Below are 13467 nucleotides of genomic sequence, written 5' to 3'. Positions count from 1 at the left end.
AGGGGTTACATGCTGTGCAAAGGAATAGGAGGCACTCATGTCCCTGAGACCCACTTTGGAAACCCGCAAAGCCATGCCCACGATGGAAGGGGCTGGCGTCAAATTACATCGCGCGTTCGGATTTCAGGATCCGTCGGAACTGGACCCGTTTCTGCTGTTCGATGATTTCCGCAACGAGCGTCCGCAGGACTATCAGGCCGGATTTCCATGGCACCCCCATCGCGGGATCGAAACCATCACCTATGTGCTGGCCGGAACGGTCGAGCATTCGGATTCGCTTGGCAACAGCGGCACGCTGGGCGCAGGCGATGTGCAATGGATGACCGCCGGGTCGGGCATTCTGCATCAGGAGATGCCGCACGGGAATACCAGCGGTCAGATGCATGGCTTTCAACTTTGGGGCAACCTGCCCTCGGCCCAGAAGATGACTGCGCCGCTCTATCAGGATGTGCAAAGCAAGGACATCCCCGAGGTCATCGACGATGACGGCACAATCGTGCGCGTGATTGTGGGTGAGTTCTGGGGCAAGACCGGCCCGGTGGATGGCATTGCAGCGGACCCTCAGTATCTGGATGTTCAGATCCCGGCGGGTGTGAAAAAGACCTTTCGCATCGATACCTACCGCCGCGCCTTTGCCTATGTCTTTCAGGGGCAGGCCGCGTTTGCCGATGCCTCGCAGCCGACCGGCGTGTTGCTGGAAAAAGAGGTTGCCGGGGAAGAGGTGAACATCCGCGATATGTCCGGCGACCGTACTCTGGTGCGCTTTGGAACAGGCGATGAGGTCACCGTTCAGGCCGGGCCCGAGGGCGTGCGCTTTCTGCTGATCTCGGGCGCGCCGATTGATGAGCCCGTGGCCTGGCACGGCCCAATTGTGATGAACACGCGGGCCGAACTGGAACAGGCGTTTCGCGAATTGCGCAACGGCACCTTCATCCGCCCGGCGCATTAGCCGTCAAAGCGGCCTGGCTTCGGTCAGGCCGCGACCGCGCTGCGGACCATGTCCCAGTAAATCTGCTCGACCTCGTCCAGCGACAGCCGCCCTCCGGTCCGATACCATGTCATGACGCCGTTCAGCATTGCGATCACCGCAAGGGTCGCGATCTTGGTGTCCGAAATCGCAAATTCACCCGCTTGCTGGCCCTTGTGCAGGATCGTTTCCAGCGCGTCTTCGTATCGGCGGCGCAGGTCTTCGATCTCGGTAAAGTTCTCGGGCGTCAGATTTCGCAACTCCATATAGGCGATAAAGACCTCGTCCGGGCGTTCCAGATGGAAGCGGATATGGAAACCAACAAAGCGGCGCAACGCCTCCTGCGGATCGGATGCGGTGTTCAAATCGGCATAGGCCTGCAACAGATCCTGCATGTGTTCGCGCATCAGGCGGAACAGCAGGCTTTGTTTGTCCGGGGTGTAGTTGTAAAGCGCCCCGGCCTGTACCCCGACCTCTTTTGCGATCTGGCGCATCGACACCGCCGCATAGCCGTGACGGGCAAAAAGCCTTAACGCAGCGCTGCGAATGCGCGGTCCGGTGATGTCCGAATGTGATCCCTGTGTGCGTGCCATGAAAACACCGTATCTGAACAAACGTTCAGATAGAAGCCCGCTTGATCCGATCCGGCAAAAGGTGCATCACGGGGGGACCTGCGCCAGAGAGAGCCTTTGTCGATGAAAGCTTTGCCCTTTTTGATCCTGACGGTTGTTCTGGCAAGCTGTGCCGATATTCCGGAGTTGGACGGGGTCGAACCGCGCGGGATCCAAAAAGCCGCCTATCCACGTCTGATCCCGCTGCAGGACACGCTGGGCGCACCGGTGGATCCTGTCAGCGAGGCGGAAGAGGTCGAAGAAGACCTGACCACCCGCAGCGAGGCGCTGAAGAAAAAGGCCGAAGCGCTTCAGAACGCTGAAACCAACTAGCTTAAACCGGTCAGGGCCTAGTGACGGATTGCACCCCCGGCCTGAACCCGCTAAGGCAGCGCTGAACGGACAAAAGCGTCCGGTTTCAGAACATGTCGAGCGGAAAGGAACCCACGGAATGACACAGGCGCTGCGGCTTGGAATTGCGGGCTTGGGAACGGTTGGTGTGGGTGTCGTCAAGATCATCCGCCGTCATGCGGATCTGTTGCAGGCCCGCACGGGGCGTCGGATCGAAATTGTGGCCGTGTCGGCCCGCGACCCCAACAAGGATCGCGGCGTGAACCTCTCTGACTATGCGTGGGAGGTTGATCCGGTCGCTTTGGCCAAGCGCGACGACATTGACGTCTATGTGGAACTGATGGGCGGCGAGAACGGTCCGGCCAAAGCCTCGGTCGAGGCGGCGCTGGCCAGCGGCAAGGATGTGGTCACCGCCAACAAGGCGCTGCTGGCGATCCACGGTCAGGACCTTGCGGAACAGGCCGAGGCCGCAGGGCGCGTCATCCGGTTCGAGGCCGCCGTGGCGGGCGGTATCCCGGTGATCAAATCCCTGACCGAAGGTCTGGCCGGGAACGAAATTACCCGCGTCATGGGCGTCATGAACGGCACCTGCAACTATATCCTGACCCGGATGCAATCGCAGCGCCAGGGCTATAACGCGCTGTTCGATGAATGTGCCGAGCTTGGCTATCTTGAGGCGGACCCGAACCTCGACGTCGGCGGCATCGACGCGGCGCATAAACTTGCGCTGTTGTCGTCGATCGCGTTTGGCACCAAACCAAATTTCGACGGGATCGAGATCGAAGGCATTCAACAAATCAGCCTGGAAGATATCGATCAGGCCCATGACATGGGCTTTCGCATCAAACTGCTGGGCGTAGCCCAGCGGACGGCACGCGGTCTGGAACAGCGGATGCAGCCATGTCTTGTGCCCAGCGACTCGCCTCTGGGTCAGTTGGAAGGCGGCACCAATATGGTCGTGATCGAAGGCGACGCGGTGGAACAGGTTGTTCTGCGTGGCCCCGGTGCAGGGGAAGGCCCGACCGCAAGTGCGGTGATGGGCGATGTCTGCGATCTGGCGCGTGGGCTGCAAATCTCGACCTTCGGCCGCCCGGCGAATTCGCTGGAAGACGCCACCCCGGCCCGTACCGGCCTGCCCGCCCCTTACTATCTGCGGCTGGCCCTGTTCGACAAACCGGGCGCACTGGCCAAAATCGCCGCCATTCTGGGCGATGCGGGTGTCTCGATCGACCGGATGCGCCAATACGGGCACAGCGAAGATACCGCGCCTGTTCTGATCGTGACGCATAAGACCACCCGCGCGACCCTTGACGTGGCGCTGGACGGGTTCCGCGACACGGATGTTGTCGCCGGTGAGCCTGTTGCCTTGCGGATCGAACACGTCTGACCCCTTGCGGCCTGCGCCTCGTGCAGGCTATGCCAGACGTACCGTCATTGCCGACCAAAGGAATACATCGCATGAGTGCTGCCAAGATCGATTTTAACGACCGCCTGTTGTCATTGGGACTTGCGCGGGTTGCAGAACAGGCGGCGCTTGCCTCGGCCTCGCTGGTGGGGCGCGGTGACGAGAAAGCTGCCGACCAGGCCGCGGTCAACGCGATGCGCGAGCAGTTGAACCTGCTGGATATCGCGGGCGTGGTCGTCATCGGCGAAGGTGAACGGGACGAAGCTCCGATGCTCTATATCGGCGAAGAGGTCGGCACCGGGAACGGCCCCGGAGTGGACATCGCGCTGGACCCGCTGGAAGGCACCACGCTGACGGCCAAGGACATGCCCAATGCGCTGACCGTGATCGCCATGGGTCCGCGCGGGTCGATGCTGCACGCGCCGGATGTTTATATGGACAAGCTGGCCGTGGGTCCGGGCTACGCTGAAGGGGTCGTTAATCTGGACATGAGCCCGCGTGAGCGTGTTGAGGCCCTGGCCAAGGCCAAAGGCTGCGAGCCTGCCGATATCACCGTCTGCATTCTGGAACGCCCGCGCCACGAGGCGATGATTGCCGAAGTGCGTGAAACCGGAGCCTCGATCCGCCTGATCACCGATGGTGACGTGGCGGGCGTGATGCATTGCGCCGAAAGCGAAGTGACCGGCATCGACATGTATATGGGTCAAGGCGGCGCGCCCGAGGGCGTTTTGGCCGCAGCCGCGCTGAAATGCATGGGGGGTCAGATTTTTGGCCGCTTGCTGTTCCGCAATGATGACGAACGTGGCCGTGCGGCCAAAGCGGGCATCACCGATCTGGACCGCGTCTATGCGCGCGATGAAATGGTGACCGCAGATGTGATCTTTGCCGCGACCGGCGTGACCGGAGGCTCGCTGCTGCCGCGCATCAAGCGTGAGCCGGGTTGGGTTGAGACCACGACGCTGCTGATGCGCTCGAAAACTGGCTCGGTTCGGCGTATGTCCTACCGAACGCCGATGTGGTCGCACGACACTTGATAGCGGCTTGCGCCGCTGCCTTCGGCGAGAGTATTTGTGAAAAGATGAAGAGGCCGGGTCCGTAAGGGTCCGGCCTTGGCACATGAGGGGCGCGATGGGTTTTCTTGGGGTGGAGCAATCTTTGACGGGGCGGCGTTGGGTGGGCCCCTCACCCGAAGTTGAGCGCGCGACCGAGATGCTGGCCCAACAAGCCGACCTGCCGCGCGCGGTTTGTCAGGTTCTGGCGCGGCGCGGTGTTCCCCCGATGGAGGCGGCTGGGTTTCTGGAGCCGAAACTGAAAGAGCTGTTGCCGGATCCGCGCAGCTTGAAGGATATGGAAGTTGCGGCGGCGCGGTTTCTGAAAGCTGTTCGGGACAAACAGCGGATCGCGGTTTTCGCGGACTATGACGTAGATGGCGGCAGTTCGGCAGCTTTGCTGCTGGTTTGGTTACGTCAGATGGGGTTGCAGGCGACGCTTTATGTGCCCGACCGGATTGATGAGGGGTATGGGCCGAATGTTCCCGCCATGCAGGAATTGGCGGCGCGGCATGATCTGATCATTTGCGTTGATTGCGGCACTTTGAGTCATGAGCCGATCGCGGCGGCCCAAGGCGCGGATGTCATCGTTCTGGATCACCATTTGGGCGGTGAGACCCTGCCTGACTGTGTCGCTGTGGTGAACCCGAACCGTCAGGACGAAAGCGGCGATCTGGGCTATCTCTGCGCGGCTGGTGTCGTATTCCTGATGCTGGTTGAGGCCGGGCGGCAAATGCGCGAAGCTGGGGCGCAGGGACCGGATCTGGTGTCTTTGCTGGATCTCGTCGCTCTGGCCACCGTCGCCGATGTGGCCCCTTTGATCGGGGCCAATCGGGCTTTGGTACGGCAGGGGTTGAAGGTCATGGCCGGGCGACAACGGCCCGGTCTTGTTGCCCTGTCGGATGTCGCGCGGATGGATTCCGCCCCCAACAGCTATCACCTAGGATTTCTGCTGGGGCCTCGGGTCAATGCGGGCGGGCGCATCGGTCAGGCCGATCTGGGTGCGCGGTTGCTCAGCACCGACTCGATGACCGAGGCCGAGGCCCTGTCACAGCGACTGGATGCGTTGAATTCCGAACGACGTGACATTGAAAATGCCGTGCGTGCTGCAGCGCTGGAACAGGCTGAGGAACGCGGACTGGACGCGCCGCTGGTTTGGGCCGCTGGCGAGGGCTGGCATCCTGGTGTGGTCGGCATTGTCGCCTCGCGCCTAAAAGAAGCCGCGAACCGCCCAGCCATCGTGATCGGCTTTGACGGCGATGAGGGTAAGGGCTCGGGTCGGTCGGTGTCGGGCGTTGATCTGGGGGCCTCGATCCAACGGCTGGCGGCCGAGGGGCTGCTGGTCAAAGGCGGCGGCCACAAAATGGCGGCGGGGCTGACCGTGATGCGGGACCAACTGGAACCGGCGATGGCGCGTCTGTCGGAATTGCTGGCGAAACAGGGTGCCGGGCAAGGCGGCCCGGCGGACCTGAAACTGGACGGAGCCCTGATGCCCGGCGCAGCCACCGTAGACCTGATCGAACAGATTGAAAAGGCTGGACCTTTCGGGGCCAGCGCCCCTGCCCCACGCTATGCCATGCCCGATCTGCAGGTACGGTTTGCCAAGCGCGTGGGCGAGTCGCATCTGAAACTTTCCCTGTCCGACGGGCTGAGCAGCGGGTTGGACGCCATCGCCTTTGGGGCATTCGACGGCCCCTTGGGCGAGAGGCTTTCGAACCACGGCGGCGCGCGGTTTCATTTTGCCGGTCGGCTCGAAGTAAATTCCTGGGGTGGTCGTCAAAACGTACAGCTTCGGCTTGAGGATGCGGCGGAGGCCAATTGAACGGATTTCCGGTCTGTTTCAAGCCACCAAAAAACTTTCGCATCCCTGCATTTTTCGGCTTGCGGGGGTCGGGGTGAAACCGTAAAAGGCCCTCCACAAGCCAGCGTGGCCCGTTCGTCTATCGGTTAGGACGCCAGGTTTTCAACCTGGAAAGAGGGGTTCGATTCCCCTACGGGCTGCCATTTTTGCTTGCGCGCCAATACCCAGTGGCCCGTTCGTCTATCGGTTAGGACGCCAGGTTTTCAACCTGGAAAGAGGGGTTCGATTCCCCTACGGGCTGCCATTTCCTTCCTATATCGCGAACGAAAACAGCTGCGATGGCTCAGGCAGACGCGATTTGCATGTCTATGCCCCATTCTGCGATCTGATCGGCCAGCGCTCCGTCCGGGGCTTTGTCCGTTACCAATGTGTGAACCCGACGCGGATCCGGGCCCACATAGGGTGCCGATACGTCGTATTTGTAATGCGCTGCCGCCATCACAACCTGATCCGCATTCTGCACCACGACGGATGCAAGATCCGCCTCGCCAAGGCTTTGATACAAAAACCCTTTGCTGTCCGAAATCGCGTCGGTGCTGAGGATCGCAAGGTCAAAGGCATAACGCTGCAGCTGCCGGTGCGCCACGTGGCCGAATGTTCCCCGTTCGTCGCTTTGCATCTCGCCCCCCAACAAATGCACCCGGTTGCCATTGACGCCCACCAGGGTCAGCCCCACCACGATTGAGTTTGTCACGATGGTCAGGTTCTCGGCATGGCGCAGTTCCTCTGCCACAAAAGCGGTCGTCGATCCGACGTCCAGAAAGATTGTCATCCGGTCCCTGACCATCCGCGCGACATGCTGCGCTATGAGGCGTTTTTCGTCAGCATGTTGCGAAATACGGCGGAAAAATCCGGGATCGCCCTGTGCCCCCGCCAGATAAACACCGCCATGAACGCGTTCGACTGTGCCGGCGCTGGACAAGGCTTTGATCGTACGACGCACCGTCTCTTCGGAGACATTCAACATCGTGGCCAGTTCCGAGTTCCGGGCCGTCCCGCCAAGACGTTTCAGGGCGTCCAGCAGTTCAAGCTCGCGATGGGTATTGAGGACGGGCTTTTTCAAGGTCGGCTCCGAAAAATCAAACTGGCGTACAAACTACGAAGCCGAGCCGGCAAATCCAGCAGATTTACAATTCGCACTGCGATCTCTGGCAGGGTTGGTTATTCGGGCAACAGCGTGGATCGGTACTATGAGGGGGCCATTGCCTTGGCATTGGGGGCGAATCGCGATTCTGGCTGCGCCGTAGGGCTGCGAGCGTGTAATTGGCCCCTAAAAACAGTGTCCGCCAAATGAGCCAAAAACAGCCGCATATAAGGTGTATCGCCGTCGGTCTTCGGAACAGAATTTCAGAGCATATGGGTTCAAGGCATCGATTATTCTCACGCGAACGCGTCACGTATCCCAAGGTTGATTGCGCTTTTTAAATATTACTTTACAATTACTTAGATACAAGATGCGAACCAAGAAACGGCGCGGGGTTCGCATCCGAATTCCTCTCCGATCCTCATTTACTAAAAATTTAGTTTGACACATATGCAAAAAATCGCTGATGCTGAGCGCCATCCGGTTAGCGCCGGACAACCATAATCTTTGGGAGGAGACAGATGCGGAGACATCTACTTTCCGCAGTGGCGGCGGCTGCCGTCATTGCGGGGCACGGTCCCGTTTGGGCCGACGAAGCCGCAGCACAGCGTTGGATCGATGATGAGTTCCAGCCGTCCAGCTTGTCGAAAGACGAACAGATGGCGGAAATGCAGTGGTTCATCAAAGCTGCCGAACCCTATGCCGGAATGGAACTGAACGTTCTGTCGGAAAGCATCCCCACGCATTCCTATGAATCCGAGGTTCTGGCCAAAGCGTTCGAGGAAATCACCGGTATCAAGGTCAATCATCAGATACTTGGTGAGGGCGAAGTGGTTCAGGCCGTTCAAACCCAGATGCAGACCGGCCGAAACCTGTATGACGGCTATGTCAATGACAGCGACCTGATCGGCACCCACTCGCGCCTGCAACTGGCTTATAACCTCACCGAACAGATGGGCGGCGACTGGGCGGCGACAACCTCACCGACGCTGGATCTGGATGACTTCATGGGCATTCAGTTCACCACTGGCCCGGATGGCAACCTGTATCAGCTGCCGGATCAGCAGTTTGCGAACCTCTACTGGTTCCGCAAGGACTGGTTCGATGACGAAGCCAACAAAGCCGCGTTCAAAGAGAAATACGGCTATGATCTGGGCGTTCCGGTCAACTGGTCGGCCTATGAAGACATCGCCGAGTTCTTCACCAACGACGTGAAGGAAGTCGACGGTGTGGCGATCTATGGCCACATGGACTACGGCAAGCGCGCGCCTGACTTGGGCTGGCGTATGACCGACGCATGGCTGTCGATGGCCGGTGCCGGTGACGTGGGCGAGCCGAACGGCGTTCCCGTCGACGAATGGGGCATCCGCATGGAAGCGGGCACTTGTAATCCGGTCGGCGCTTCGGTGTCGCGCGGTGGTGCGGCCAACGGTCCGGCTGCGGTCTATGCGATCCGCAAATGGGATGAGTGGCTGCGGGCTTACGCCCCTCCGGGTGCGGCGTCTTATGACTTCTACCAGTCGCTGCCTGCGCTTAGCCAAGGCAACGTGGCGCAGCAGATCTTCTGGTACACCGCCTTTACCGCCGACATGGTCAAGCCGAAGTCCGAAGGCAACAATACTGTCGACGACGAAGGCACGCCGCTATGGCGGATGGCGCCCAGCCCGCATGGCCCCTATTGGGAAGAAGGCCAGAAGGTTGGCTATCAGGACGTGGGGTCATGGACCTTCCTGAAATCGACCCCGTCGGATCGGGCTCAGGCGGCATGGCTGTACGCTCAGTTCGTGACGTCGAAAACTGTCGATGTGAAGAAATCCCACGTGGGTCTGACCTTCACCCGCGACAGCTCGGTCAATCACGAGTCGTTCACCGAACGCGCACCCAAGCTGGGTGGTCTGGTCGAGTTCTATCGCTCGCCTGACCGTGTGGCCTGGTCGCCGACCGGCATCAACGTGCCGGATTATCCGAAGCTGGCCCAGATCTGGTGGCAGCAGATTGGTGACGTGAACTCGGGCGCCTTCACTCCGCAAGAGGCGATGGATCGTCTGGCCGAAGAGATGGACATCACCATGTCCCGGATGCAGGCGGCGGACGAAGCAGCCAATGTCTACGGCGGCTGTGGCCCCCGCCTGAACGAGCCGCAGGATCCGTCCTTCTGGCTGGAAAAGGCCGGTTCGCCCAAGGCGAAGCTGGAGAACGAAAAGCCGCAGGGTCAGACCGTCAACTATGACGAACTGGTTCAGCGCTGGCAGTCCCAGTAAACGCAACATCGTAGGCCGGGCTTCAGCCCGGCCTACCCCCGGAATACCCACCAGAATTCCCCACGAGTTTCCCCGATGATCGAACTACAAGACGCGACCAAACGGGTCGGCAACGTCATCCATATCAAGCCTACCAACCTGACGCTGCAAACCGGCCATTTCAACGTGCTGCTGGGCGCGACCGGCTCGGGAAAGACCTCGCTTATCAAGATGATGGCCGGGCTGGACCCGATCGCCTCGGGCAAGGTTTTGATGGATGGGCAGGATGTGACCCGGCTGAACACGCAGAAGCGGCAGATCAGTCTGGTGCACCAGTTTTTCGTCAATTACCCGCATATGAGCGTGTTTGACAACATCGCCTCGCCCCTGCGCGTGGCGGGCATGGCAAAGTCCGAGATCGAGGGCCGCGTCGAAGAGGCTGCCGACCTGCTGCAACTGCGCCCCATGCTGCACCGCCGCCCGCATGAGCTGTCGGGCGGGCAACAACAGCGTACCGCCTTAGCGCGCGCGATTGCTAAGGAAAGCCGCGCGGTGTTTCTGGACGAGCCACTGGCGAACCTCGACTACAAGCTGCGCGAAGAACTGCGCGAGCAATTGCCCGACTTGTTCGCCGGTCGCGGTGCCGTGGTGGTCTATGCCACCTCGGAACCCGAAGAGGCGTTGCTGCTAGGCGGTTACACCGCGCTGATGGAGGATGGCCGGGTCACTCAGTTCGGCCCCACCGCCGACATTTACCGCAACCCCGAAAACATCGCCGCAGCGCGCGTGTTTTCAGACCCGCCAATCAATGTAGGTCGGGTCACAGTGACAGGCGCTATGGCGCAATTGGAAGGCGGCGGACGCTGGAATGTCTCGGGCATGGCGGATGGAGACTACGCCGTCGCCGTGCGCCCGCATCGCGTCACGCCGTTCCGCACCTCTGACGCGGATGTTGAGCTGACGGGCCGGGTGATCGTGACCGAACTGTCGGGTTCGGATTCCAGCGCACATTTCCAGCATGGCGAGGATGCCTGGGTGTCGCTTGCGGCCGGTGTTCACCCTTATCAGGTGGGCGAAGATCACAGTTTCTACATGAACCCGGCGCATTGCCGGTATTTCGGCCAAGACGGCCAAAGGGTCGCGTGACATGGCTCAGATCAAGCTTTCAAACCTGCGACACAGCTATATGCCCGCGCCGAAAGGCCCGGAAGATTATGCGTTGAAGGAAATCGACGTCACATGGCGGGACGGTGGGGCTTATGCGCTGCTTGGCCCGTCGGGCTGCGGCAAGTCCACATTGCTGAACATCATCTCGGGCCTGCTGACGCCGTCTGAGGGGCAGATTCTGTTCGATGGTCAGGACGTAACCGCCCTGCCGCCCGATCAGCGCAACATCGCGCAGGTGTTCCAGTTTCCGGTGATCTACGACACGATGACGGTTGGCGAAAACCTTGCTTTCCCGTTGAAAAACCGGGGTGTTGACCCGGCGACCATCAAACGCCGCGTCGATGAGATCGCCGAGATGCTGGACGTTACGGATATGCTGAACACCCGCGCCTCGGGTCTGAGCCCGGACAACAAACAGAAGATCTCGATGGGTCGCGGGCTGGTGCGCGACGACGTGAACGCGGTGATGTTCGATGAACCGTTGACCGTGATCGATCCGCACCTGAAATGGAAGCTGCGGTCGAAGCTGAAAGAACTGCACCAGCGCGTGCAGGCCACGATGATCTATGTGACCCACGACCAGACCGAGGCGTTGACCTTCGCTGATGAAGTCGTGGTGATGCAAGACGGCGAGGTGGTGCAGATCGGCACACCGGTTGAACTGTTCGAGCGCCCTCAGCACACCTTCGTCGGCCACTTCATCGGCTCGCCCGGCATGAACGTTCTGCCCTGCGAGGCGAAAGGCGACCGCGCTCTGTTCGAGGGTCATGAGGTCATACTGGAAGGCCCGACCCACGGCGACGGTGGCCGCACCGATCTGGGTATTCGCCCAGAATATGTAGGCTTTGGCGATACCGGCATCCCGGCGCATGTGACCAAAGTTTCCGACATTGGCCGCCACTATGTGGTCAGCGCGATGGTCGGGAACACCGCGCTGAAGGCCGTGACGGAACATGAGGTTCCCGAACCGGGATCACAGGTCTTTCTGCAATTCAAACCCGAACAATCCCGCGTCTACCGCGACGGCTGGATCGCAACTCAGGAGCGGGCGCAATGAGAACGGAAAACCAAAAGGCATGGTTCTTTGTCCTGCCGGTGCTGGCACTGGTCGCGTTCAACGCGCTGGTGCCGATGATGACGGTGGTCAACTACTCGGTGCAGGAAACCTTCGGCAACAACCAGTTCTTCTGGGAAGGGCTTGGCTGGTTCGAGCAAATTCTGCGGTCCGACCGGTTTCAGGCCGCGCTGGGGCGACAGTTCCTGTTCACCTTCCTGATCCTGCTGATCGAGGTGCCGCTGGGCATCATCGTCGCCCTTTCCATGCCGCGCAAAGGCTTCTGGGTGCCGGTTTGTCTGGTGCTGATGGCGCTGCCGATGCTGATCCCGTGGAACGTGGTCGGTTCGATGTGGAACATCTTCACCCTGCCCAAGATCGGCCTGCTGGGATACTTCCTGAACGACGTTCTGGGCATCAACTATGACATGACGCAACAGCCGATCTCGGCCTGGATCACAGTCATTGTGATGGATGTCTGGCACTGGACCTCGCTGGTTGTGCTGCTGTGTTACGCAGGGCTCGTCTCGATCCCTGATGCGTATTACCAAGCCGCCAAGATCGATGGCGCCAGCCCGTGGTCGGTGTTCCGTTACATTCAGTTACCGAAGATGAAAACCGTCCTGACCATCGCCGTGCTGCTGCGGTTCATGGACAGTTTCAACATCTATACCGAGCCCTTCGTTCTGACCGGCGGCGGCCCCGGAAACTCGACCACCCTGCTCTCGATCGACCTTGTGAAGATCGCGCTGGGACAGTTCGACCTTGGCCCGGCTGCGGCGATGAGCCTGATCTATTTCGCCATCACGCTGCTGGTCAGCTGGGTCTTCTACACTCTGATGACAAAGGATGACGCGCAATGAAGAAGCGGTCCCTTATCCCGATCCTCTATATCGCGTTCCTGATGCTGCCGATCTATTGGCTGGTGGCGATGTCCTTCAAAACGACAAACGAGATCCTGTCGGGCTTTTCCCTGTTTCCCCAGACCTTTACGCTGGAGAACTATATCACCATCTTCACCGATCCGACATGGTACTGGGGCTACATCAACTCGATCATCTACGTGACGATCAATACGGTGTTGTCGGTCTGTGTGGCCCTGCCTGCGGCCTATGCGTTCTCGCGCTATCGGTTCCTGGGCGACAAGCAGTTGTTCTTCTGGCTGCTGACCAACCGGATGGCCCCGGCGGCGGTTTTCGCGCTGCCCTTCTTCCAGCTTTATTCGTCGATCCACCTGTTCGACACCTATCTGGCTGTGGCGCTGGCACATACGCTGTTCAACGTGCCGCTGGCGGTGTGGATTTTGGAAGGCTTCATGCGCGGCATCCCCAAGGAACTGGATGAAACGGCTTATGTCGACGGCTATTCCTTCCCGCGCTTCTTCGTGACGATCTTCCTGCCCAATATCAAAGCGGGCGTCGGCGTCGCTGCCTTCTTCTGCTTCATGTTCTCATGGGTCGAGATGCTGCTGGCCAAAACCCTGACGGCGGTCGAGGCCAAACCCATCGCTGCCGTGATGACCCGCACCGCCTCCAGCGCGGGGTATGAGTTAGGTCTGCTGGCCGCCGCCGGAACCCTGACCATCATCCCCGGCGCCATCGTCATCTGGTTTGTCCGCAACTACATCGCGCGCGGTTTCGCGATGGGACGTGTGTGAGGTTCGATATGCGTAAACTTC

The 13467-nt window shown here is 60.2% G+C and carries 12 protein-coding genes and 2 tRNA genes; 12 read left to right on the top strand and 2 right to left on the bottom strand.

Annotated elements, in window-relative coordinates; translation table 11 throughout:
• The first annotated feature begins 37 nt into the window (after positions 1-37).
• Complete coding sequence (locus ACR0C9_RS03670) at positions 38-949, top strand: pirin family protein (RefSeq protein ID WP_480780405.1); 912 nt, start codon at positions 38-40, stop codon at positions 947-949.
• Positions 950-972: 23 nt separating this feature from the next.
• On the opposite strand, the gene ACR0C9_RS03665 is transcribed toward ACR0C9_RS03670, so the two are convergent.
• Positions 973-1560, bottom strand: coding sequence for a TetR/AcrR family transcriptional regulator (locus ACR0C9_RS03665; RefSeq protein WP_170517700.1), 588 nt, complete (start codon positions 1558-1560; stop codon positions 973-975).
• Positions 1561-1662: 102 nt separating this feature from the next.
• Here ACR0C9_RS03665 and ACR0C9_RS03660 point away from each other — a divergent pair, with 102 nt between their 5' ends.
• From ACR0C9_RS03660 to ACR0C9_RS03635, 6 genes are all read left to right on the top strand, one after another.
• Entirely contained in the window at positions 1663-1911 is a 249-nt protein-coding gene (locus ACR0C9_RS03660) for a hypothetical protein (protein ID WP_170621565.1), read from the top strand.
• 118 nt (positions 1912-2029) lie between these two features.
• Entirely contained in the window at positions 2030-3316 is a 1287-nt protein-coding gene (locus tag ACR0C9_RS03655; protein ID WP_480780404.1) for a homoserine dehydrogenase, read from the top strand.
• A 71-nt stretch (positions 3317-3387) separates the two neighbouring features.
• Positions 3388-4368 (top strand): class II fructose-bisphosphatase, encoded by a 981-nt coding sequence (glpX, locus tag ACR0C9_RS03650; RefSeq protein ID WP_170630339.1) that lies wholly within the window; start codon positions 3388-3390, stop codon positions 4366-4368.
• 94 nt (positions 4369-4462) lie between these two features.
• Positions 4463-6205 (top strand): single-stranded-DNA-specific exonuclease RecJ, encoded by a 1743-nt coding sequence (gene recJ, locus ACR0C9_RS03645; protein ID WP_170517690.1) that lies wholly within the window; start codon positions 4463-4465, stop codon positions 6203-6205.
• Positions 6206-6312: 107 nt separating this feature from the next.
• Positions 6313-6387: transfer RNA gene (locus tag ACR0C9_RS03640), tRNA-Glu, on the top strand.
• A 26-nt stretch (positions 6388-6413) separates the two neighbouring features.
• A tRNA-Glu gene (locus tag ACR0C9_RS03635) sits at positions 6414-6488 on the top strand.
• Between the two features lie 39 nt (positions 6489-6527).
• On the opposite strand, the gene ACR0C9_RS03630 is transcribed toward ACR0C9_RS03635, so the two are convergent.
• Positions 6528-7307: a DeoR/GlpR family DNA-binding transcription regulator gene (locus ACR0C9_RS03630; protein ID WP_480780403.1), complete on the bottom strand. Its 780-nt coding sequence runs from the start codon at positions 7305-7307 to the stop codon at positions 6528-6530.
• A 542-nt stretch (positions 7308-7849) separates the two neighbouring features.
• On the opposite strand from ACR0C9_RS03630, the gene ACR0C9_RS03625 reads away from it, so the two are divergent.
• The 5 genes from ACR0C9_RS03625 (at position 7850) to ACR0C9_RS03605 (ending at position 13446) form a co-directional block, all read left to right on the top strand.
• The gene (locus tag ACR0C9_RS03625; RefSeq protein WP_480780402.1) at positions 7850-9589 is read left to right on the top strand and encodes an ABC transporter substrate-binding protein; all 1740 of its coding nucleotides are present in this window, start codon (positions 7850-7852) and stop codon (positions 9587-9589) included.
• Positions 9590-9664: 75 nt separating this feature from the next.
• Entirely contained in the window at positions 9665-10714 is a 1050-nt protein-coding gene (locus tag ACR0C9_RS03620; RefSeq protein WP_170630342.1) for an ABC transporter ATP-binding protein, read from the top strand.
• A gap of 1 nt (position 10715) precedes the next feature.
• On the top strand, positions 10716-11792 hold the full coding sequence (locus ACR0C9_RS03615; RefSeq protein WP_480780401.1) for an ABC transporter ATP-binding protein: 1077 nt from the start codon (positions 10716-10718) through the stop codon (positions 11790-11792).
• The gene (locus ACR0C9_RS03610; protein ID WP_058280832.1) at positions 11789-12652 is read left to right on the top strand and encodes a carbohydrate ABC transporter permease; all 864 of its coding nucleotides are present in this window, start codon (positions 11789-11791) and stop codon (positions 12650-12652) included. The genes ACR0C9_RS03615 and ACR0C9_RS03610 overlap by 4 nt, the downstream gene beginning before the upstream one ends.
• Positions 12649-13446, top strand: a complete 798-nt coding sequence (locus tag ACR0C9_RS03605) for a carbohydrate ABC transporter permease (protein ID WP_058280831.1) — start codon at positions 12649-12651, stop codon at positions 13444-13446. Before ACR0C9_RS03610 ends, ACR0C9_RS03605 begins: the two co-directional genes overlap by 4 nt.
• Positions 13447-13467: the final 21 nt, after the last annotated feature.

It is taken from the genome of Ruegeria sp. C12 (genome assembly GCF_056537745.1).
The sequence above is the reverse complement of the archived record's forward strand: the minus strand, read 5'-3'. Positions and strand labels throughout refer to the sequence as shown.

What these genes read in the sequence shown, in the direction of transcription:
- ACR0C9_RS03670 (WP_480780405.1), top strand. Translation starts at nt 38, where the DNA reads ATGTCCCTGAGACCCACTTTGGAAACCCGCAAAGCCATGCCCACGATG.
- ACR0C9_RS03655 (WP_480780404.1), top strand. Translation starts at nt 2,030, where the DNA reads ATGACACAGGCGCTGCGGCTTGGAATTGCGGGCTTGGGAACGGTTGGT.
- ACR0C9_RS03605 (WP_058280831.1), top strand. Translation starts at nt 12,649, where the DNA reads ATGAAGAAGCGGTCCCTTATCCCGATCCTCTATATCGCGTTCCTGATG.
- ACR0C9_RS03620 (WP_170630342.1), top strand. Translation starts at nt 9,665, where the DNA reads ATGATCGAACTACAAGACGCGACCAAACGGGTCGGCAACGTCATCCAT.
- ACR0C9_RS03625 (WP_480780402.1), top strand. Translation starts at nt 7,850, where the DNA reads ATGCGGAGACATCTACTTTCCGCAGTGGCGGCGGCTGCCGTCATTGCG.
- ACR0C9_RS03665 (WP_170517700.1), bottom strand. Translation starts at nt 1,560, where the DNA reads ATGGCACGCACACAGGGATCACATTCGGACATCACCGGACCGCGCATT.
- glpX (WP_170630339.1), top strand. Translation starts at nt 3,388, where the DNA reads ATGAGTGCTGCCAAGATCGATTTTAACGACCGCCTGTTGTCATTGGGA.
- ACR0C9_RS03610 (WP_058280832.1), top strand. Translation starts at nt 11,789, where the DNA reads ATGAGAACGGAAAACCAAAAGGCATGGTTCTTTGTCCTGCCGGTGCTG.
- ACR0C9_RS03615 (WP_480780401.1), top strand. Translation starts at nt 10,716, where the DNA reads ATGGCTCAGATCAAGCTTTCAAACCTGCGACACAGCTATATGCCCGCG.
- recJ (WP_170517690.1), top strand. Translation starts at nt 4,463, where the DNA reads ATGGGTTTTCTTGGGGTGGAGCAATCTTTGACGGGGCGGCGTTGGGTG.
- ACR0C9_RS03660 (WP_170621565.1), top strand. Translation starts at nt 1,663, where the DNA reads ATGAAAGCTTTGCCCTTTTTGATCCTGACGGTTGTTCTGGCAAGCTGT.